The sequence below is a fragment of the Staphylococcus sp. NWU MK-U1 genome, from assembly GCF_033283505.1.
Lineage (GTDB): Bacteria > Bacillota > Bacilli > Staphylococcales > Staphylococcaceae > Staphylococcus > Staphylococcus haemolyticus.
This window is the reverse complement of record NZ_JAVSMG010000003.1, coordinates 94,975-117,667: the sequence shown is the minus strand read 5'-3', so window position 1 is coordinate 117,667 and position 22,693 is coordinate 94,975. Positions and strand designations below refer to the sequence as shown.

At 33.7% G+C, this 22,693-nt stretch carries 22 protein-coding genes; 5 read left to right on the top strand and 17 right to left on the bottom strand.

Annotated features, from left to right (window positions below):
* Nucleotides 1-25 precede the first annotated feature (25 nt).
* From SBL16_RS06105 to SBL16_RS06090, 4 genes are all read right to left on the bottom strand, one after another.
* Nucleotides 26-793 carry a tyrosine-protein phosphatase gene (locus tag SBL16_RS06105; RefSeq protein ID WP_107611300.1) on the bottom strand — a complete coding sequence of 256 codons (768 nt, stop codon included), beginning with the start codon at nt 791-793 and terminating at the stop codon, nt 26-28.
* Between the two features lies 1 nt (nt 794).
* Nucleotides 795-1,493, bottom strand: a complete 699-nt coding sequence (locus SBL16_RS06100) for a polysaccharide biosynthesis tyrosine autokinase (RefSeq protein WP_107611247.1) — start codon at nt 1,491-1,493, stop codon at nt 795-797.
* A 19-nt stretch (nt 1,494-1,512) separates the two neighbouring features.
* Entirely contained in the window at nt 1,513-2,175 is a 663-nt protein-coding gene (locus SBL16_RS06095) for a Wzz/FepE/Etk N-terminal domain-containing protein (RefSeq protein WP_107611246.1), read from the bottom strand.
* A gap of 604 nt (nt 2,176-2,779) precedes the next feature.
* Complete coding sequence (locus SBL16_RS06090; RefSeq protein WP_016930637.1) at nt 2,780-2,881, bottom strand: SE2200 family small protein; 102 nt, start codon at nt 2,879-2,881, stop codon at nt 2,780-2,782.
* A 219-nt stretch (nt 2,882-3,100) separates the two neighbouring features.
* Between SBL16_RS06090 and SBL16_RS06085 the strand changes: the two genes are divergently transcribed.
* Nucleotides 3,101-3,727 (top strand): FMN-dependent NADH-azoreductase, encoded by a 627-nt coding sequence (locus SBL16_RS06085; protein WP_107611245.1) that lies wholly within the window; start codon nt 3,101-3,103, stop codon nt 3,725-3,727.
* A 63-nt stretch (nt 3,728-3,790) separates the two neighbouring features.
* On the opposite strand, the gene SBL16_RS06080 is transcribed toward SBL16_RS06085, so the two are convergent.
* Complete coding sequence (locus SBL16_RS06080; RefSeq protein WP_033079678.1) at nt 3,791-4,240, bottom strand: MarR family winged helix-turn-helix transcriptional regulator; 450 nt, start codon at nt 4,238-4,240, stop codon at nt 3,791-3,793.
* Nucleotides 4,241-4,391: 151 nt separating this feature from the next.
* Between SBL16_RS06080 and SBL16_RS06075 the strand changes: the two genes are divergently transcribed.
* Entirely contained in the window at nt 4,392-6,032 is a 1,641-nt protein-coding gene (locus SBL16_RS06075; RefSeq protein WP_107611244.1) for an alpha-keto acid decarboxylase family protein, read from the top strand.
* A gap of 62 nt (nt 6,033-6,094) precedes the next feature.
* On the opposite strand, the gene SBL16_RS06070 is transcribed toward SBL16_RS06075, so the two are convergent.
* A complete protein-coding gene (locus SBL16_RS06070; RefSeq protein WP_411861523.1) occupies nt 6,095-7,237 on the bottom strand; it encodes a CapA family protein in 1,143 nt (380 codons plus the stop codon).
* Between the two features lie 198 nt (nt 7,238-7,435).
* Here SBL16_RS06070 and SBL16_RS06065 point away from each other — a divergent pair, with 198 nt between their 5' ends.
* Nucleotides 7,436-7,768, top strand: a complete 333-nt coding sequence (locus SBL16_RS06065; protein WP_107611242.1) for an SdpI family protein — start codon at nt 7,436-7,438, stop codon at nt 7,766-7,768.
* Nucleotides 7,769-7,855: 87 nt separating this feature from the next.
* Here SBL16_RS06065 and SBL16_RS06060 read toward each other — a convergent pair whose 3' ends face one another.
* From SBL16_RS06060 to isaB (SBL16_RS06020), 9 genes are all read right to left on the bottom strand, one after another.
* Nucleotides 7,856-8,983, bottom strand: a complete 1,128-nt coding sequence (locus SBL16_RS06060; protein WP_107611241.1) for a zinc-dependent alcohol dehydrogenase family protein — start codon at nt 8,981-8,983, stop codon at nt 7,856-7,858.
* Between the two features lie 24 nt (nt 8,984-9,007).
* A complete protein-coding gene (locus SBL16_RS06055) occupies nt 9,008-9,856 on the bottom strand; it encodes an N-acyl homoserine lactonase family protein (RefSeq protein ID WP_317953253.1) in 849 nt (282 codons plus the stop codon).
* Nucleotides 9,857-10,016: 160 nt separating this feature from the next.
* Complete coding sequence (locus SBL16_RS06050; RefSeq protein ID WP_107611239.1) at nt 10,017-11,012, bottom strand: LacI family DNA-binding transcriptional regulator; 996 nt, start codon at nt 11,010-11,012, stop codon at nt 10,017-10,019.
* Nucleotides 11,013-11,443: 431 nt separating this feature from the next.
* On the bottom strand, nt 11,444-12,205 hold the full coding sequence (locus SBL16_RS06045) for an alpha/beta hydrolase (RefSeq protein ID WP_107611238.1): 762 nt from the start codon (nt 12,203-12,205) through the stop codon (nt 11,444-11,446).
* Between the two features lie 193 nt (nt 12,206-12,398).
* Complete coding sequence (locus tag SBL16_RS06040; RefSeq protein WP_317953249.1) at nt 12,399-13,082, bottom strand: Crp/Fnr family transcriptional regulator; 684 nt, start codon at nt 13,080-13,082, stop codon at nt 12,399-12,401.
* A gap of 34 nt (nt 13,083-13,116) precedes the next feature.
* Nucleotides 13,117-14,547, bottom strand: a complete 1,431-nt coding sequence (gene arcD / locus SBL16_RS06035; protein WP_317953247.1) for an arginine-ornithine antiporter — start codon at nt 14,545-14,547, stop codon at nt 13,117-13,119.
* A gap of 168 nt (nt 14,548-14,715) precedes the next feature.
* Complete coding sequence (gene arcA, locus SBL16_RS06030; RefSeq protein ID WP_011274693.1) at nt 14,716-15,951, bottom strand: arginine deiminase; 1,236 nt, start codon at nt 15,949-15,951, stop codon at nt 14,716-14,718.
* 356 nt (nt 15,952-16,307) lie between these two features.
* Nucleotides 16,308-16,772 carry an arginine repressor gene (locus SBL16_RS06025; protein ID WP_107611236.1) on the bottom strand — a complete coding sequence of 155 codons (465 nt, stop codon included), beginning with the start codon at nt 16,770-16,772 and terminating at the stop codon, nt 16,308-16,310.
* A 186-nt stretch (nt 16,773-16,958) separates the two neighbouring features.
* Nucleotides 16,959-17,534 carry an immunodominant staphylococcal antigen IsaB family protein gene (isaB, locus tag SBL16_RS06020; RefSeq protein ID WP_037538237.1) on the bottom strand — a complete coding sequence of 192 codons (576 nt, stop codon included), beginning with the start codon at nt 17,532-17,534 and terminating at the stop codon, nt 16,959-16,961.
* Nucleotides 17,535-17,920: 386 nt separating this feature from the next.
* Here isaB (SBL16_RS06020) and SBL16_RS06015 point away from each other — a divergent pair, with 386 nt between their 5' ends.
* On the top strand, nt 17,921-18,334 hold the full coding sequence (locus SBL16_RS06015) for a YolD-like family protein (RefSeq protein ID WP_037558359.1): 414 nt from the start codon (nt 17,921-17,923) through the stop codon (nt 18,332-18,334).
* A 110-nt stretch (nt 18,335-18,444) separates the two neighbouring features.
* On the opposite strand, the gene isaB (SBL16_RS06010) is transcribed toward SBL16_RS06015, so the two are convergent.
* Nucleotides 18,445-18,975 (bottom strand): immunodominant staphylococcal antigen IsaB family protein, encoded by a 531-nt coding sequence (gene isaB / locus SBL16_RS06010; protein WP_107611235.1) that lies wholly within the window; start codon nt 18,973-18,975, stop codon nt 18,445-18,447.
* Nucleotides 18,976-19,176: 201 nt separating this feature from the next.
* On the opposite strand from isaB (SBL16_RS06010), the gene SBL16_RS06005 reads away from it, so the two are divergent.
* Nucleotides 19,177-19,689, top strand: a complete 513-nt coding sequence (locus SBL16_RS06005) for a hypothetical protein (protein ID WP_317953243.1) — start codon at nt 19,177-19,179, stop codon at nt 19,687-19,689.
* A gap of 93 nt (nt 19,690-19,782) precedes the next feature.
* On the opposite strand, the gene SBL16_RS06000 is transcribed toward SBL16_RS06005, so the two are convergent.
* On the bottom strand, nt 19,783-22,599 hold the full coding sequence (locus SBL16_RS06000) for a YhgE/Pip domain-containing protein (RefSeq protein WP_107611233.1): 2,817 nt from the start codon (nt 22,597-22,599) through the stop codon (nt 19,783-19,785).
* Nucleotides 22,600-22,693 lie beyond the last annotated feature (94 nt).

Below are 22,693 nucleotides of genomic sequence, written 5' to 3'. Positions count from 1 at the left end.
CTTTCCCCCTTAACTTACTTTCCTTTTAAAATAATCCGAACAACTTTCTCTCATTGTAATCTTGAGTAGGTTGTTTCCTTTTTACATCCTCATTATTAATAATGTACTTTGCGTTATTAATTAAACTTTCTATGTTTTTTTCATATTTTTTGAGTTTTTTGTTACTGTGTAGGCTTTTCATTATGAATGGTCTTTGAGATACATGATGAGCATCTGATGCAATAAAGTGAACTAAATTATTTTCAATCATCTGAATAGAAATTTTTTGTAGTTTTTTGCCATGTATTCCTAACAGTGAAGCAGAAGTAAGCTGACTTAATGCTCCCCCGTTAACTAAATCAAATAAAACATCCAAGTTTTGGCTTATTTCTTTATTACGTTCAGGATGAGCAATAATAGGTACATATCCCTTAGATTGTAATTCAAAGAAAAGACGATTCGTATAGTGTGGAACCCGTCCAGAAGGAAACTCGATTAACAAGTACTTCGAATGGTTCAACCCAATAGCCTCGCCTTTTTCTAGTTGTTGGATAATTTGATCACTTATTCTAATTTCTTGTCCCGGATATATCTTAATACCTAAGTCTTTAATCTCTTCTAAATCTAAAAGTTCATGTAGCTTCCGCTCTACAATTTTATACTCATTATCAAAAGCAGGACTTAAATGATGAGGGGTTGCAATAACCTCTGTAACCCCTTCATCTTTTGCTTGGTTAAGTAAATCAAGCATTTCTTCTTTATTTTTTGGACCGTCGTCGACATCAATTAAGACGTGATTATGAATATCTATCACTTTAATCTTCATCTCCGTAGTAGTTATAATAATTTGATGATTTGTCTCTTTCTGTCTTATTTAAAACAGCGCCAATAATGTGTCCATCTGCTTGTTCTATTAGTTGTTTTGCTTTTTTAATTTCATTTTTATTATTTTTTTCAGTATCGATAATCATTACGCAATCTTTAACGAGCTGTAAAAATACTTGCGCATCTGTAACAGAACTAACTGGTGGCGTGTCGATTAAAATAAAATCATACATATCCATTAACTGATTATAAATTTCCTTAAATCTATCAGATGCAACCAATTCCGACGGGTTAGGTGGTACTGGTCCAGATGTCAATAAATCTAAATTTTCAACTCTTGTACTACGAATCGCTTTATCAAAATCACTTTTGCCAATAATTAAATTAGAAAGCCCATCGTAGTTAGCTGTTTCAAAATTATATTGCTGCGTTGGTTTTCGCATATCTCCATCAATAATCAAAGTTTTATATCCAGCTTGTGCATAAGAAATTGCTATATTTGCAGAAATTATACTTTTTCCTGCCGCCGTTTTTTCTGAAGTAATAATGATACTTTTTATTTCTTCATTTGCTCCTGAAAACATAATATTGGAACGAATACCTCTAAATTTTTCACTAGTAATAGATTTAGGTTTATCATGCGTATAAAGAGGTGTTTCTAATTTTTTTCTAACTTCTTTTTTTGCCATAACTATTTTTTCTCCTTAACTACTTGATTTTAGGTATAGATCCTAATACTGGTATTTGAAGCTCTTTTTCAACGTCTTCTTCAGTTCTAATTCTTTTATCAAACACTTCTTTGAAAGCTATAACTATAATTGCAAGTACTAAACCTAGTAATAAACTGCCAATGATGTTAACTATTGCTTTAGGAGAAATTTTAGTAGCTGTTCCTTCAGCACTTGAAAGCACACTAACATTATCCACATTCATAATAACTGGAATTTCTTTTTTAAATACTTTAGCTACATCATTAGTTAACTGCTCCGCTTCTTTTTTACTATTAGCTTTAACATTCAAATTTAATATTTGTGATTGAGCTTCGGTATTAACAGATACCATTTTATTCAATTGCGACGGTGAAAATTTTTTGTGTTCTTTTGCTACTTTATCTAAAATTCTTGGACTTTTAATAATTTCCGAATATGTATTAACCAATTGGATATTACTTTGCACTTGTTGAGCCATCATATCTTTATCTTTTTCTTTCTCATTTACAAGCACTTGTGTAGAAGCTTCATATTTAGGACTAGCAATAAAAAATGTATATACAATGCTAATGAGTAAGAAGATAATTGGTAACAAAACAAGTAATTTCCAATTTTGTTTAATAATTCCCCATATTTTAGTAAAATCTACTGTATTTTCCATGACAACCTCCAAATTCTAATTTCGATATTAATTTTATATTTTTAACATGGTTTTTACAACAAAATTTCAAAATATAATTAATATTATTCTTTGTAATTGTGAATTAATTTTGTTTTTCTTCAACTTGACAAAACATATTTTTTACAATTAACAAAACCATTACACTTTATCTTAGAATATGACTTCGAATATATGTTTAAGTTTATGTAAATATCATGTAAATGCGTGTCAAAAAACTACATCAATACGCAATATGTAGTTTTTTGCTAATTATTTGGGTCAGTGTTATCCCAATTCCGATAACATGATTCAGAATTCTTTATCCGTACATCATATAATATTGAAAAGTCAATATATGTCCACTTGAGATAAATTATTTTATATTTTAAAAAACTTATATTTAATACATCACTATATGTCTTCTAATTTCCCAACAATACATACAAAAAAGAGGCTGGACGAAAAATGTCTCAGCCTAATTTATCATTTGAGCAGTAGCTGACTGATTTGAAAATGCGCTTAACTCAAGCTTTTTTCAAACCTAGCCATCTTTGCTGGGGCGAGACAATGAAATTATTTTAATTTCTGTCCCGCTCCCAAAACATTAATATTCAATATTTGGCATTTCGTTTACTTTATTTTGGTATTTTTTGAAACCAACATATGCAGCTACGCCTAAAACTACTGTAATTAATAATCCCTTCATGTCTGTCACTCCTTTAAGGTTCTACATTTATTAGATTTCTTAAATATTTAAATCTAAATTTACCTATATTATACACTTAAAATTGTTCATTTTTAAAGTCACGTTTCACTATCTTATACACCATTGGTCTGATTTTTCATGAAAAGTATTATATTATTTTAAAAATCGAGTATATTAATTATATCGATTTCGAAATAAATATATTTGAGGTGCACGACTGTGGCAAAATTATTATACATTACAGCTCACCCATTAGATGAATTAGCTTCTAATTCTATGGCTGCTGGTAAAGCATTTATTGAATCATACAAAGATAATCACTCAAGTGATGAAGTGAAACATATTGATTTATTCAAAGAAGATATCCCTGTTATTGATAAAGATGTATTAACTGGTTGGGGTAAATTAAGAAATGGCGATGAACTTAATCAAGATGAACAACAAAAAGTTGATCGTTTCAGTGAAATTTTAGAAGAATTCCTTTCAGCTGATAAATATGTTTTCGTTTCACCAATGTGGAACTTATCATTCCCACCTGTATTGAAAGCGTACATTGACGCAATTTCAATTGCAGGTAAAACATTCAAATACACTGCTGAAGGTCCTCAAGGTCTTTTAACAGATAAAAAAGTATTACACATTCAATCACGTGGTGGGTTCTACTCAGAAGGTCCAGCTGCAGATGTTGAAAGTGGCGACCGTTACTTAAGAACAATCATGACATTCTTAGGTGTGCCTTCATACGAAAATGTAATTATTGAAGGTCATAATGCGGAACCAGAGAGAACAGAAGAAATTAAAGCCGCTTCAATTGCTGAAGCACAAGAAATGGGTAAAAATTTCTAATATCAACATTAAAAGGCGTTGCGTAGTCATTTACGCAATGCCTTTTTTCCCATTCAGTCATATTTACTTCTCATCTTTCAAGTGCTGAATATCTTGAAATCCTTCTCTGTAATTCGATAGTTCTTCCATGATGTCATACCAATCATGTCCTACCTTCTGAAAGGTACTCTGCATTAATTCATTTTGTGCTTTATTTAATTTATCAACTAACTTACTGCCTTTAGGCGTTGGAAATAATTGTTTCACACGTCGATCTTCTTCAGATGTTTGTTCAACAATTAACCCTTCTTCCTTCAATTTACGCAACGTCGCATGTGATCCTTGCTTCGAGATTTCTAATGTCTTTAATAATTGCTTAATGGTAATACCAGGCAATTTATTAATAAAGAATAAAAAGCGATGGTGCTGACGACTCATGTCGTATTTTTCAATAATTTCATCTGCCGTTTTTATAAATGTCTTATATGCGAAGTAAAATAACATATGTTCATAATCATTTTTATTACTATCCATAGACTTCTTTCCTTTTCCATTTATGAATGATTATACATATTATAATCAATTTTCAAAAAACAGTCGAAAAAAGGTCAACAAAATTGACTTTATTAGTCAATATAATTATATTGTAAGTGTATTCTAATTTATAAATAAAGGTGGAATGAATATGAAACAACGTGTAGGACAATACTTAATGGATGCAGTACATCGTGCAGGCGTCGACAAAATCTTTGGCGTGCCAGGAGACTTCAACCTAGCATTTCTAGATGACATCGTGCGTCATAATGGTGTCGAATGGGTAGGAACGACTAATGAACTTAACGGTAGTTATGCTGCAGATGGTTATGCACGTATCAATGGACTAGGCGTGCTCGTTACTACATTTGGTGTTGGTGAATTAAGTGCTGTTAACGGTATCGCAGGTTCGTATGCTGAACGTGTCCCAGTGATTGCGATTACTGGTGCACCAACGCAAGCAGTAGAACAAGCCGGTAAGTATGTGCACCATTCATTGGGTGAAGGTCGTTTCGATAGCTATCAAAAGATGTTCGAACACATTACGACAGCGCAAGCATACATTACTGCTGAGAACGCAACAACTGAAATTCCTAGAGTCATTAATGCTGCTATTCATGAACGCCGCCCAGTGCACATTCATCTTCCTATTGATGTTGCAATGACTGAAATTGAGGTAGATTCAGAGTATGAGGTCGCACCAGTTCCAGACGTAAATGTTGATCGATATATTGATATGGTCGCTGACAAACTACGCACTGCGTCACAACCAGTCATTATCACAGGTCATGAAATCAACAGTTTCCACTTACACGAAGCACTCGAGCAATTTGTTAATCAAACACACATTCCAGTCGCTCAATTATCATTAGGTAAAGGGGCGTTTAACGAAGAGAATCCATATTATATAGGCATTTATGATGGCAAAATTGCAGAAGACCAAATTAAAGATTATGTCGATAACAGTGATGCCATTTTAAATATTGGTGCTAAATTAACTGACTCAGCTACAGCCGGTTTCTCTTATGAATTTAATATTGATGATGTGGTTATGCTTAATCATCATAACTTTAAATTGAATGAAACGGTTGCTGAAGATGTGACGCTACCTAGCTTAATTGATGGACTTAATACGATTGATTATCGATATGAGGGCTCGTTCCCTACTTTTGAAAAAGGTGCATCAAAAGAAGTCGCATTATCAGATGATATCTTAACGCAATCAACATACTTTAACATGATGCAACAATTCATTAAAGAGGATGATGTCTTATTAGCTGAGCAAGGCACATCATTCTTCGGTGCGTATGATTTAGCTTTACCGAAAGACATGACGTTTATAGGACAACCATTATGGGGTTCTATCGGTTATACACTGCCAGCTACTTTAGGTACGCAAATGGCTGATCCAAATCGCCGTAACATCTTATTAATCGGGGATGGCTCATTACAACTTACAGTTCAAGAGTTATCTACGATGATTCGCCAAGATATCAAACCGATTATCTTCGTGATTAATAACGATGGTTATACAGTAGAACGTTTAATCCACGGTATGGAAGAAACGTACAATGATATCCGTATGTGGGATTATAAAGTTCTACCGAAAGTATTCGGTGGCGATAACGTCGTTGTGCATGACGTGAAGACATCGAATGACTTACAGAATGTCTTTAACGCCATTAACGCTGCTCCAGAGCAATTACACTTCACTGAAGTCACAATGAAATGGGATGACGCACCAGCTAAACTTCGCGACATTTCAAAAGCCTTTGCAGCACAAAATAAATAGGTCATCTACAATTATTAAAATAAGCCTGTCGCATGTTCTACCATGTCACAGGCTTATTTGCGTTATATACTCTTTTCATCCAAGTATTCAGAATCAATAACATCTTTCGTGATATCTTGAAGATGTTTTATGTCCCATTGACTTTTCTTATCGTTTCTTAATCCATGTTGTTCAGCTAAATTCTGATTATAATCATCTAAATTGTACACTTCAAAATCATGTCTCGTGTCTTTATTGGTAGGATGCCACTGTTGGTAATGATTGACCATACTCGTCCACTTCACATTTTCAATATGTGCACCTTTAGGCACTTTAACAATTTCAAAATTCAATCTTCCTAATAATTGATTATGTTCATCTCCAGTATCTTGTCCATTCAGAAAGTTACCTAACGAATATGCGACCAATGTTTGATGGTTATCATGTTGACTCTTCACCAACTCAACAGGTTGGATAACATGGGGATGTGTGCCTATAACAACATCTACACCCTCATCCGCAAATAATTGGGCATATTTCTTTTGCGTATGATTAGGTTGGTGGTGATTTTCCAATCCCCAATGGGCAGACACCATCACGACATCACTCTGCTTTTTTGCTTGTCTTACATCTCGTTGAATCGTCTTTTCATCAAACTTTTTAATCGTGTAAGGATATTGTGATGTCATTTCATTTGTACCATATGTATAACTTAGTAAACTCACCTTGATTCCATTCACAGTCATAACTGGTATCGTTTGAGAATCCTTTTCCGAATTAAAAATACCTGTAAATAAAACTTGTTTATCAAACTTATTCCATGTCTTGAGATGATTTAAGACACCTTCATCACCTTGATCCAAGGAATGATTATTGGCACCATTTACCATATCAAAGCCGGTTTCGACAACATCTTGAGCAATCTGACTCGGAGTATTGAAGTTCTTAAATCCTGAAAATGGGCGATCATCCCCACCTAATGGAGATTCTTGATTAATAAATGCAAGGTCAGGTGATTGTATGTCGTTCTTAATATGTGAATACATAGGCTTAAAATTGAATGACCCATCTTGTTGCAGTGCATCATTATAAACAACGGGGTGTATTAAATTATCTCCTACTGCAACCACTGATGCTTCATCAGTAACATCTTCAGCCAGTGCCATGCCACAGAGAATTGCAAAAGTAAAAAATAGTACTAAACAACTAACATAATACTTAACCACTAAGTACGCCTTCTTTCATTGAAGAATTCCAACGTCTTTTATATTCAAAACATATTTTAGTTGAGTTGCATAACATTTATTAATGAACTCTTTGATTTTTATTTTAGACAATTACTAATTTTAATGCAATTTGAATAAGAAAAAATTTTAATATATCATTTAGTTGTATAGTCGATAAATTATTAAGGGAGTTAAAACATGATATTATTACCACTAAGTATCATTATGGGGTGTTTAGGATATATTTTTAAAAATAATCCACCTACCGAGCGCAACGGTTGGTATGGGTATCGAACAAAGAAATCCATGGCCAATGATCGCAATTGGATTAAAGCACAAAAACAATTTGGTACCTATTCTCTAAAATACTTATGGTTTTTATTACTGTTTGGAATTATCGGACTCGTAATTGAAATTGTAGGTATTATGAGAAGTACTGACGCTATCATTATGACCGGTTTAGGTATAGAGTTTGACATAATGGTATGGTATATGTTTATTGTTTATTTGAAAGTGGAGAAAACACTTTAATTTTGACTTTATACAACATAGGTCCTCTACTTCATTCATTTGAAATAGAGGAATTTTCGTTATTCAGTGTCTAATTTTTAATTTCAATCAATGCATTTTAACAATAATTCTACCGACATCACCACTAGCTAATTTATCAAATCCTTCATTGATATCATCTAGAGTAATCACTTCACTAATGAGTGGATCAATGTTTAATCTTCCTTGTTTATATAAACTTACAAAACGAGGAATATCTCTATCAGGAACACAGCTTCCTACATAAGAACCTTTAACTGTCCGTTCTTCTGCAGCTAATGTTACTTGAGGAAATGAGAATTCATCTTTAGGATGAGGTAAGCCCGTTGTTACTGTAGTACCCCCTCGTTTAGTAATTTTATAGGCGACTTGCATTGCAGGAACAACCCCTGCTGTTTCAAATGCATATTCTACTCCGCCAGGCACATATTCTTTAATTTGTTCATCTATATCATCATCACTAGAGTTAAATGTCGCGGTAGCTCCAAACTGCTTAGCTAAATCAAATTTGTCTTCATTAATATCTAGTGCAATAATTTCATTTGCACCTGCTAACTTAGCACCAATAATGGCATTTAATCCTATACCACCTAGTCCAACCACAGCAACATTACTACCTGGACGAATTTGAGCTGTATTCATCACAGCACCAATACCTGTAATGACAGCACAGCCAAATACTGCTGCACGTTCAAATGGTATTTCATTACTGATTTTTACAATAGAATTTTCAGAAACCACTGCGTGTTCTGCAAATCCAGAGACGCCTAAATGATGATATACTTGTCCATCTTCATTAGATAATCGAATGCCTCCTTCTAGCATTTCGCCTTTTTCATTTGCTTTAGCTCCATTTTCACACAAAGCTGGACGTCCTTCTTTACATGGTATACATTTACCACAGCTTGGAATGAAGGTACAAACTACATGGTCACCTTCTTTCACCCTTGTGACACTACTTCCAACTTTTAATACTTCGCCAGTTGCCTCATGACCAAGTGCCATCGGTAAAGGTCGAGGTCTACTGCCGTTAATTACTGATAAGTCTGAATGGCATAGCCCTGCTGCATGTATTTTTAGCAATACTTCATGCTCATGAGCATCTTCTAACTCTAAGCTCTCAATTTTTAAAGGTTTCGATTCTTTATAAGGTTGAGATGCTTCCATTTCATATAATACTGCTGCTCTTGTTTTCATAATTAAACACTCCCTTGAAAGTCCCTATTCATAATATCCGTCTGTTGATTTTCGAAATTCGGCAAATTGTTCTCCATCGTGGCCAAACCAAATTTGTGCATTTTTCTCTGCTGCTAATTTTTTTATTTTTTCTACAGAATTTGTCCAACCAACAGAATCATACAAGATACCTGGAGGCTTAAGTGTTGGTTCCATACTTTCTTTCGTATAAATAGCATCTGAGGCGAGAATAATTGTTCCAAGTTCTTCAGTTTCAATTTCTAAGCCAATCATGCCCCATGCATGACCACTGCCAAAATTCAAGACCTTAACGCCATCTACGAGTTTTAAATAATCTTCATCTCGTTTCATAATCTTCCAAGTTAAATCGTTTTTAATCCATACGTCTATATCCGCCCATATATACGCACCTTCTTTTTGGTTTCGTGCATAAGATTGCATTGTCCCGTTGAGTTCATCGTTATGCACTATGACAGTCGCATTTGTAAAGTATTCAAGACATCCTGCATGATCTAAGTGCAAGTGAGAGGCCACAACAATATCAACATCTTTAGGGTCTATGCCAATTTGTTCAAGTCGATTAGGTAAATGACATGCTTCGTCAGCAAAGTATGGAAACGCTTTTTGTGTTGCTGTAATCCAACGCCCATTATCTCCCATAGCATTTGGATTACATGCTGTATCGAATAAAATCTTTGCTTCAGGATGATCAATGAATACAGTGTAAATAGGAAATTCATGCATTTCATTAGGCTGATTTGGATTATCCATCGTCGCTTGGTTTGAATTAGCAATCATCAAGTTTTTATCCATCTTCATGCGTCCATTGTCTAGTACGTAAATTTTCATTCTTTGTTTTTTTACATTTACCATGCTACTCATCCCCTTATTAACTTTTGCATGTATTATACATAGATGTTATTTACATTTTACACATAACGATGATTACTTACAATATTCAAGTATCCTTGTTTGATTTATAAATAGAAACAAGCCTTCCACTTCGTTTAAAATTCGAAATGGAAGGCTCTATTTATGTGCTTTGTCGTTCTACGATATTTAATTTTAATACATCATCTTTGATTTCAAATTCTGTCTCTTCAAGTAATGCCAATAAATAGTTAATCAATTGCTTACCAATGTCATTGACTGGTTGATTGACTGTCGATAATGGAATCTTCAACAAACTAGAAATGGGTTGGTTATCATATCCCATAATGGCGATTTGGTTAGGAATATCTATTTGATGGGCAGTCATAAAGTGCATTAACCCTAATGCCACTTCATCGCTACCTGTAAAAATAGCATCTGGTAACTGTTCTTGCCGCAACAATATTTTCCCTATCTGCTCACCATCTTCAATTGTATGAACATTGTTAAAAATCCATTCATCTCTAATATCTAGACCATTATCTTTCATCGCTACTCTAAATCCGACATTTCTAGGTTTATTGAAGCAATGATCATAGTAACTATTGTCCGTGCAATAAGCTATGTTTCGATATCCTTTATTAATTAAGTATTGAATGGCATCATACGTCGTTTGACGTTGGTTGGTATGTATAATCTTCACTTTATCAGACTGCATTGATTGATCTGCCGATAAAATAATAGGTCCATATTTCGTATACGTCTCTAAAACCTCTATGTCATTTTCAAGTGCGCCCATAATCACACCAGCAATGTGTCTTTGCTTAAACATATTTAATAATCTTAATTCCTCTTCTTTATCATTATATGTTTGCATAATTAACGTATGGTATGGTGTGCCTTTAATTTCTTTATCAATTGCATCAATCAAATACGCGAAATATGGATTCGTAATTCTAGGTACAATGATACCAATCGTATAAGACTTGTTAGAACGCAATTGCATAGCGACTGAATTTGGCACATAATCAAGTTCATCCATCGCTTGTTGGATTTTAATTTTCTTGTCCTCAGAAATATAAGGATGATGATTTAAATATCTTGAAACCGTCGATATAGATAACCCTGCTCTCTGAGCTACATCTTTAATTGTTGCCATAGTACCACCTTTTATGAAAACGTTTTCATTATTAATGATAGGTTGTTCCCTAGTGTTTGTCAATCACTCAAATTAGATATTCAGCATTTTAAATATGTCAAAAAGCACGGGAGTGGGACAGAAAAAATATTTTCTCAAAATTTATTTCGTCGTAACCCCAACTTGCTTTGCTTGTAGAATTTCTTAATGAAATTCTTGTTGTTGGGGCCCCGAACCCCAACTTGCTTTGCTTGTAGAATTTCTTTAAGAAATTCTCTTTGTTGGGGCCCCGCCTACCCCGGCAAGGATGACTAGGTTTGAAAAAAGCTTGATTCAAGCGCATTTTCAAATCAGTCAGCTACTGACAAAATGATAAAGTAGGCTGAGACATTTTATTTTGTCCCAGCCTCGTGCTTTTATTCATCATTTTGATTCCAAATTCATTTTCATTACTATTCTTCTACTAACCATTCAATTGTGCGTTTGATGGCCTTATCCCAGAATGCATAATCATGTTCTCCAGGACCTTCTTCATATTGATAGTCAATTCCTTTATCATCCAAGTATGTCATAAATTGTTGATTATCTTCATATAAGAAATCTTCTGTACCACATTGAATTAACAACTTAGGTATGGTTAATCCTTTTTCGACCGCTTCATCAACTAAATGATATGTATCGAGTTCAGTACCTTTGATATTTATATCTTCCCCTGTAATTGCTTTTGGTGCGAAATCAGGATAATCAAGTTCCATTAACCCTTGCGCTTGAAAGACAGCAGACAATGGTGATGCTTTAGAGAAGAGTCTTCCTTGTGTTAATGCAAATTTCATCGTGCCGTAACCACCCATTGAATGACCTGCAATAAAATTATCTTCACGTTTTGGTGATAATGGAAGTAGCTTATGAGCGTAGTGATACACTTCCAATATATGGTCATAATAACTATGACCGTACGTCATATTTGCATAGCCACTATGATCTGCATTCGGCATAATGATAGCTAATTGATGTTCATCTGCATATCGCTCAACACTGGTAAAGCGTGTATACGACGTTGCATCACTTGATAATCCATGCAATAAAATAAGTGATTTATAAGATTTAGGTGATTGTGTTTCGTCGAAGAAACTGGCGTCTTCTGGAATAATTGCTACAAATGATTGTTGCATACCTAAAGATGGTGATAAATAATTGATTGTCATGAGTGCCATGTTGATTGTCGCCCCTTCTAATAATAAATGATTATATCTATTTTACACTTTTTCTGAAAAAGGTGTTACCCAAGCATGCAAAAAGACGTTAGTGATGTCACCAACGTCTTAAGTAGCAATTATTGTGTTTATATCGGTATGGTAGTTTAATATAAACGCTTTTTGTATATAAGGGGTCTTTGTGTCTTATTTATTACTTTATAACCATCCAGTTTTTGCCATTTTTTATTAATTTTTTCTCTTCTTTTAATTCATGTACAATATGGCCAGTTGTTTCACGTGAAATACCTGCTAAATCACTCAGTAATTGAATGGTCATGATATGTTTAATTTCGTAGAATTCATCATGATCGTATCCTATTGCATGACATAAATAATATAATACTTTCTCAATGCGCTCTCTCGCCAACTTTGTGGTTAATGCCATATTGTATTCCATTAGTAGTTCAAGTTCGTTATTTAACTTTTCGAACAGTGTAACAAATATGTCGTCATGATTTTTACAAAGATATTCCAACATATCTTTAGGTATGCCTATTACATTACATGGTGTTATAGCTGTGCACATCTCGTTTAATTCAATTTTTCGAAAGAGATGATTTAACGGAAATAATAGCTGCTCTTTATTCAGTTTACGATAAGCGTCCCCATTTTCATTAATTGTTTCACGCAAAACAATACCGTCTAGTAACAAATACACATAGGTGGGCTGATCAGATGAATAATATATGATTTGTCCTTTATTGTAACGTCGCACGAAACATTCACTCTTGAAAGCTTGAATGACACCTGTTGGAATATTTAAGTAAGACGCTAATTGTTTGAGTCCTTCACTTAAATCATTATCTCTGTTGTTGATATATGTCTTTCCGGCCATTGAGATACACTCCTAAATCTTTTAAAACTTTTTATTAGAATACTGAAACGCTTCCCATCGCTAAGCGAGTGATACCTATTATTGCAAGTATGATAATGACTGCAAACAAGATATAGTCACCTTTCGTTAATGGTTTATGGTTATTATGTTGTACGAAACGATAAACAAATAGACCAGGGATGTAGAGCAACATGGTTAATAACAAGTAATCTATACCTGCAGCGTATACAAGCCATATTGCATAGATTGATGCAATAATACCGATTGCCCATTGTTTCACTGTAGCGTGTCCTTTATGCTCTATTGTGTATTTTAATTGATAAAAGGCACTAAACATATACGGAATTAAAATCGCGCTTGATGCAAGTGAAAACGCAAATTGATATGCACTATCTGTAAATAACATGCTAATTAAGAATATTTGTACTAGAATGTTTGTAATTAATAATGCATTGATAGGTGCTTTATTTTTATTTTCTTTAGCAAACCATTTCGGGAACAAGCCATCTTTAGCCACTATAAATGGTAGCTCACCAGCTAGTAATGTCCAACCAAGCCATGCACCTAAAACAGAAATAATTAAACCAATGTTAACGAGTACTGAACCCCAATGACCAACGATATGTTCTAACACTTGTGCCATTGATGGACTTGCAAGATCAGCAATTTGGTTTTGTTGAATAACGCCTTGTGCCAATACAGTCATTAAGAAGTAAATAACAAGTACTGAAACAAGTCCAATTACTGTAGCTGTACCTACGTCTTTTTTCGATTTAGCACGACCTGAGAATACCACTGCACCTTCAATACCAGTGAACACCCATACGGTTACAAGCATTGTACTCTTAACTTGAGACATTGTATCGCCCCAACTAAATATACCTGTACCACCGCTTGTCATTCCGTAGAATCCTGCTTTAAATGTATCGAAATTAAATACTACAATCATACAAATGATGACTAAGAATATAGGAATTAACTTTGCAACAGTTACAATACTATTGATAAAAGCTGCGGTTTCAACACCTCTAAGTATTAAGAAGTGCACACCCCATAATAAGAAAGAAGCGACGATAATACTTGGTAGCGTATTACCACCTTTGAAGATTGGGAAGAAGTTACCTACTGCTGACATCAATAATGTTGCATAGGCTACGTTACCTAGAAACGCAGCAAACCAGTAGCCCCAAGCACTTGAGAAACCAATAAAGTCGCCAAATCCAGCTTGTGCATAACTGTAAATTCCACCTTCTAAGTCTGGTCTTACATTAGTGAGATTTTGGAAGACAAATGCGAGTGAAATCATTCCAATTGCGGTGATAATCCATCCAATCATAATTGATAAACCACCAGCTTGACCACCCATATCAGAAATGATGTTGAACGCACCGCCACCAATCATAGAACCAATGACTAAACCAATAAGTGACGTTTTACCAAGTTTGTTTGTGTCTGATTCATTCATAATTCATTTCCCCTTCTAAGGAGGATTACTTTTAAATTAAGGGCTTGAAGCATCATTATTCAATTGTCTGGTAACCCTGCTTCAAACCCTTCTCCTTGTGTTATATTTCTACATCACTTTCCCTGCGATGTATTTTTCAAAAAAGTCCTTACGTTTGCTCGAAATACTTTAAATATCTTCTCTAAATAATGGTTGGCTCATACATCTTGGGCCCCCACGTCCACGAACAAGTTCACTGCCAGTAATTTCAAGCACTTTAATGCCTTTATCACGAAGTAATTGGTTTGATACGTAGTTTCGGTCATAAGTAACGACCACACCTGGGCGTATACATAGCGTGTTTGAACCGTCATTCCATTGTTCACGTGCGCCGTCTATCACGTCACCATTACCAGTTGGGATAAACTCGATTTTTTCAACGCCAAGTACGTCTGCTAGCGTTTCACGTAGTTTATTAGAATGTGTAATTTTGATATCATCTTTTGCTTCATCGTATTCAATCGTAAATAAATTCATGTTATTTTCTTCTTTGAAAATAGCTGAATGCACTGTGAATTTATCGTAGTCAATCATTGTGAATACTGTATCTAAATGCATGAACGTACGACTATTTGGAATTTCAATCGCAATTACTTTTTTGAATGTCGTAGATTCATCTTTAAATATATTACGTGCTAAGCGTTCAATTGCTTGTGCTGATGTACGTTCAGAAATACCAATGGCTAAAGCTTCTTTAGATAGAATTAATTCATCTCCACCTTCGATATTAAATGGTGAGTTTCGGTCTAACCATACTGGTACATCTGCATCTTTAAATCTTGGATGATATTTTAAAATGTATGTCATAAATAGTGATTCTCTGCGACGTGCTCTCCAATACATTCTGTTAATTGTCATACCTCTACCTACTGATGCTTGAGGATCACGTGTAAAGTAAAGGTTAGGCATTGGGTCTAAATAGAATGGATATCTATCATCCATATATTCAACCAGATGCGTTGTTTTTAGTTCAATTTCTTCTTTTCTTACACCAGCCATAATTTTATCGATTAATTCTTGATCTGATAACTTCGCAAAAAACGTTTTAATTTCAGCTTCATGTCCTAATACTGTTTTTTGAGATTCTGCAAGAATATCGTCAATGAACTGTTCTCGCACATCTTTATCTGCAATTGCTTCAGCTGCTAGTTTTTCTAAATAAACAACTTCCACACCTTCATCACGAAGTGTTTGTGCAAATTTGTCATGCTCTTCTTGCGCCACTTTTAAATAAGGAATATCATCGAATAGCAAGCCACTTAAGTGATCTGGTACTAAATTTTCTAATTCTTTACCAGGTCGTTTGAGTAATACTGTTTTTAATCTACCGATTTCACTGTTTACTTGAATAGGTCCTTGTGTCATATTCATTTCCTCCTTTATTTATCTACAATTAGAGTGTAAAGCGCTTTCAAAAATATTTATGTGATTGTTTTCACAATATGAATGTGTGCTAGTTCATGCTTTCTGGTTATTCAATGCATATTTGTGATTGAATATACAAAATCATTAAGTATTTGGTGCTTTTTATGTATATTCCATTTATTTTCACATGATAATATTTTTAAGAAAAGTTTTTTATGCATTATTTTGTATTTATAAACACCCTTGATTTGTATCTACATTTATATAACTACTTAGGTTATGAACATTATAATTTAGGTGTGTTACACTCTATTATAGATAATATAAAAAAGTAAATCAACATTATATTTTATACATTAATTTGAATATTTATGATTAAATAATTTATAATGCACATATTTAGCCATTTCTTCAGAATTAGTTAGTACCATCAATGTGTCATTGCCACCCACTGTCCCTAATATTTCATTAATATTCATTCGATCAATAAAATAATTAATGCATTGCGCAAATCCTGGAGATGTTTTGATAAGTATGTAGCTATCTTTTATTATGATACTTTTAATTTCACTGTCGTAATAATGTAGCAGTTTCGTTTTAGCATCCATTTGTTGCGTATTATCTAACTTTTTATAATAGGATTGACTACTTACAGCTGGAACTTTAAAAATCTTTAATTCTTTCAAATCTCTTGAAATCGTAGTTACGCTATAGCGTACCCCGAAATGCGTATCGATGTAATCTGCAATCTCTTCCTTTTTGTTAAATCGGTTATTCTTAACTACCGTTGCGATGAGATCTAGACGTTTATTCTTTTTCATATTATAAACTCCCTCTATCCCTATACAGCCTACTGCTATATTTATGTTTTACTTTTAACGTATCATTTTTTTGTCTTTCTTTGTGTGGGGTATTTCATAAAATCTGTTATAAATTTAATTATTTACATAAAAACACCCCAAAAGTAAGATTTATTATCCAACTTTTGAGGTGTCTTTCAAGTTATGCTATTTTGTTTCTTTCATAGCTTGTTTTACAGTGCTATAGCCCATTACCACGCGATCAACTTTACCGTTATCCACATCAAACCATACCGTCATTCCTTTTGAATTTGGTTGGTAGAAATAGATGCCTGTTGTATTATGCTTATGGTTATTTACCTTTTGTAAATCTTTTCCGTAAGTTTTATTTAATTGATCCAATGTCATTTTACCCGTTACGTTTAAATCAAGTAATGATGCTGTTTTACCATCTTTCGAAACGTTTCTAAAATATTGATCATATTTTTTCACATTTTTAGATGATGTTGTTGCTTTCAATTTAATACCATTGAATGTGACATTTTCAGCTTTTACCGCATTTTTAAAATGTTTATCTAATACAAATGACACGTCTTGACCTGCATATCCTTTATAATTGTAATATGCAGATGTCGCGTTCGCTTTAGAATGAGTTGTGTTTGTCGTAGCTTTAGATTCAGCATGTGCAATAGATGTTTCCGTCAGTGCACTCGTAACACCTACACCAAATAATGTGCTTAGTGCTAATGTCGTTGTGACTAATGTTTTTGTAGTTTTTCTCAAATTAGAAGCCTTCTTTCTTTATAACTAAACATATCATACGCTATTCATGACTGTTATACAATTTTGTTTAACTAATTAGAAGTGTTTCATATTTGATGTAATGTTGTTTATAATTACACAAAATTAAATTTCACAAATCGTTAAATAATGTTTTTATATAAATTATGTTATACTAAATATAGGAGTAACATCCCCATTAACTCCTTCACAAAAAGTTATATTATGTAATGACTATAGCCATAAGTTTACTTCCCCTTTGTTAAACTTATGGCTCTTTTATATAGTCTTTTTTACTTTTCCAAAATAAATATAAAATTAATTTATATTGTAGAAAACCACTTCCAAAATGCGAACATGTGTTCTATAATGAATTTGAGGTGGTTAACATGATTCCAAATCCTAATGCGCCAGATGAGTATAAATATGAAACAGATTATCGTAAAATACCAAGACAATATCTAGACGCTAACATTCCTCAAGGACGTGGCATGGTGAAGTGGGCTCCCTTTGCGACAATGCCAGAACAATATCAGCGATTGAATGATTTTATTGAGGAACAGAATAAAATTGCCATGCCTTCATTGTCAGATGATCAATTCGAAAATATCAATCGACAGCTCACTTATAAATTCACACAGCACCAACTGGCAATGATTAGTTATTGGAGAAATGGCTATATCCAATCAATTGCAGCGTATATACGTCGTATCGACTCGCTAAATCGCTGTATCACAATTAGTAACGAGAACGGTTCACAAACGATGAAACTCGATTTTGAGGTTATTTGTAATGTAGAGTAAGTGTGCTGCGTAATTAATGACTCATATCATTGAAACATGAGTTTTATTTTAACTAGAGATAAATTAAAGCGCATAGATGAGGAAGTCCCATTTATGCGCTCTTCTAAATATTATTTACTTGTTGTAAAGCCTACGTAACTAATATCTACTTCTACAACTTTATTGTTATTAAGAACAAATGATGTTGCTAAACCATCTTTATTTGGTTTATAAACGTAAATACCGCTACCTTTAACATTATTGTTGCCTTTAGCTTTTTTCAAATCTTTACCATAAGCTTTTTTAAGTTGACTGTACGTTAAATCGCCTTTAACTATAAATTGTAATTTATTTGCTTTTTTACCATTGCTTGTTACGCCAGTAAATTTCTGATTATACTTTTCTTTTACAGTTGTGCTATTTGTTTTAGCAAGTTTGATACCATTAAATTTAATGTTGTCGTGTTTGATTGCGTTAATAAAGTTCTTGTCAGTTAAGAATTTAGCGTCTTTATCAACGTAACCATTATAAGAGTAGTAATACCCTTTAGTTTGCGTTGCTGCATGGGCAGTATCTTGTACTGGTAATACAGCGCTACTCACTCCTAAAAGTGTTCCAAATGCTAATGTTGTTGAGGCAATAGTTTTAACTACTTTATTCATGTTAGTCCTTCTTTCTATATTAGAATTACACTTCATTTATATTATCGCACAATACATACAAACATTCACTGTACTTAAGACCTATTTATCAAAAATTTTAGTAAACAAAATTTAATATTATAAAATTGTGTAAATACTATCTATTTTATGAAGTTTTATTATAATAAGATAAAGAAATGAATTAAGGACGGAGGATACACCTTGAAAAAAGTATTGGCAGGTATCGTCATTTTATTACTTGTTGTTGCTTTAGGTTTTTCAATATTCTTTGCAGCAACTGGTACTAAACATTCAAATTCGAGTGATGATCATAAAACTGAGAAGCATGATAAAAAAGAGAAGAAAGATAAAACGAAAGAAGAACAAACTGATGAGCAATCTACTACATCTGATAATGGAGAAAATGCACAATCAGAACCAGCGTCAAACAACACTGTAAATACGCAACAAAGTTATTCTACACAACAAAATAACTCGACAACTCGAACACAACAATCTAAAACAAAAGAAAACAGTTCAAGACAAAATAGTTCAGAAAGTGCTACTTCAGAAAAAAATACTAAAGAAACTCAAACAACACAACAACCAAGTACACAAAAACCTTCTACGCAACAGCCATCAACATCACAACCTAGCACACAGAATAAAACGACAACTAACAGTAGTTCAACACAAAGTTCAAGTAGTTCAAGTGATTCTAAAGATAAAAATTAAGCATAGTAACAATAAATATATAGCACATAAAAAGCATTCTAGCCCATTTATAAGGCTAGAATGCTTTTTATTTTACAAATATCGTTTCCGTAACTATTCCGTTACTTTACTTTCATCCACGCGTTTAGAAATTTTACGCATAATTGGATCAAGAACTGGTTTGACTAAGATGCCTAAAATAAAGAATCCTAGTCCAAATAGTATTAAGATAATCATTTTCGTAATTAAAATTTCTGGTACAATGCCACCTACTGTTTCACGTAAGGAATCTATCACATACGTGAATGGTAAATATGGTGAAATCGTTTGGAAGAACTTAGGAGCAGTTACAACTGGGAATGTTCCTCCACCACCAGCGATTTGTAATACTAGTAAAATGATTGCAATAGCTTTACCTGGATTTCCAAGTAATGACACGCATGTGTACACAATCGTATTAAAGACGATGGCACCACACAGTGCGACTAAGATAAATAAGGTCGGCGATTCAACCTGCGCTTTCAAAATAACCAAGTCACCAATCGTTACAATCAACGTTTGAATGATACCCATCATTATAAAGAAAGCACCTTTACCTAAATAAATTTGACGTTTCGTCAACTCATCTTTCAAGGCTTCATGTTTATTATCTACAGACAATAAACTTACTAGTAATAATGCCCCTACCCATATAGATAATGACGTATAGAATGGTGTCATACCTGAACCATAATCTTTAACTGGAAAGACATCTACTTGTTTCTTATGAATAGGATTCGCAATCACGTCGGCTTGTTTCTTCAAGTCATTCTTCAACGCATCAATTACTTTATCTACCGCATCATCTTCATCTAATTTTTTAAATATTTTATTCGCTTTGTTTAAATCCTTTTCAATATCTGGCAAACGATTTTCAGAGAAATTAGCTAAGTTAGCTAATGCCTCTTTCGCACGTGGTTGATTTTGATTTAATAAATCAACTGCATTGTCATACTTATTAAACAATGTCGGTAAATTCGCATTTACAGTTGCTGTCGCATTAGCAAGTTGTTGCTCTAAATCTGGCAAATCATTACGAACAAAGTCAGCTGCATTCGCTACGTCTTTTTTCAATGTAGGGAAATACTTCTGAGCAGTTTGCATCGCATTAATATAGGTTTGTTCTAAAGCAGGTAATTCGCTTTGAATGTTAGCTATACGATTCTGTCCATCTGTAACTATATCCTGACCAGCAATGATAACACGATTAATCGTATTTAATTTAGATTGAACGTCTGATAACGTATTCTGACCTTTGTTTAATTCTTGTGTAATTTGATTAGATACAACTAACAAACGATTGTTTAAGTCATTTTTAATGAAATCACGATAGTTACCTAACGCTTTATTTAAATCTGGTAACGAACGCAATACGTTAACTGCTTCTGCTTTACCTGAACTACCATTTTTTAGTGCATCAATGAGTTGATTCGTTGAACGTAATGAATCGCTGATACGATTATTGGCACTCTCAACTTGTTGAATTTGAGACGATAAATCGACATGTTCTCTTTTTTCTAATTCTTTTAACACGTCTATCAATTGTTGATTACTTTTCGAGCTATTTTCAAGACGTGTTTTTAAGTTACGTAACATGTCATTAAATTCCGTTGGTCGATTAGAACCAATAACACCATAAGATATATCTTTCAAGGCTTTAATGTCTGACTGTGTTGCTTTCGCTTGATTATCAGAATTACTTGAAAGTGTTAATAATGCTTCTGCAAGCGCACTATTCATAGACTTCACGTCATTGTTTGAGACGATTTGATTATCGTTTACCGTGTCCTGGCTACTATCTGTGCTCAACTTCTGAATTTGATATTGAGGAAGTCCCGATGTACTTTGTTGACGCAATGCACTATTGGCTTGGTTATTTACTTCTTGAGCACGCCCTGCCGCTTCTTGATAATCACCTACACGTTGCTGAGCAGATGTAAGATAACCTTGTGCATCATTTAAACGCGTATTCGCTAAATCAAGCCCCTCACTAGCAATATCCACGCCTCTATTAATCTTAGGAAATTGTGCCGGTATATCATTAGAAGCTACATCTAATAGTTTCTCAATGTTCGGCATATATTCATTAAGTGCTAAGATGAGTTTTGCCTTTTCGTTAAGTGACGGAATGGCCGCATTCACATCATTAAGCTTTTGTTGCGCATCTAAAATATCACCTTTGTAGTTACCTAACGCACGGAATTGATTTGCATATTTATCAAGATCATCCTGATGATCATTCAAATATTCAATTCGATCCGCAATTTTATTGATTTGTGGTAATGAGTCATGTGCCGCATAAACTGCATTTTTTATTTTATTAATTGTAGGTACTTCATCCTCGAGTTGAATACCCACTTTATTCGCTTCTTGTAGTAACGCTTTCGTGACGGTTTCATTGAACTGTTTATTCGCTTCGTCTACGATGACCGTTGACCCTGTATCGGTCATTTTCGGTGCGACGGCATTGATTTTTTGATTAACTTTATATTCGATATCGGCTTTTTGTGGTTTCTTTCTTAATGTGCCAGTAATTTGATGCGAGAATTCTTTAGGTATGTATATGCCAGCATAGTATTTACCCATTTTAATTTCATGGTCTGCCTTTTCCCGGCTAACAAATTGCCAATCAAATTTATCGTTTTTCTTAAGATTATCTTCTAATGTATTACCAACATTAATTTTCTTGCCACGAACTTTGTCACCCTTGTCCTCGTTTACAACGGCAACCTTGATATGACCTGTATGACTATAAGGATCCCACATAGCCCATAAGTTGAACCAAGCATAGAAAGACGGTAATATCGCAAGTCCTGTTAGTATAACCCAAACTGCTGGCGTCTTAGCAACTCGCTTCAAGTCCGTTATAAATAATTTTAGTGCGTTTTTCATTTTCACACTCCTAAAAATGAAATATTAAGATTTTATCTCAAAATGATATTAAGCATTGTTTTTTTCTTTATAGAGTTAGTATAATACTTTTATT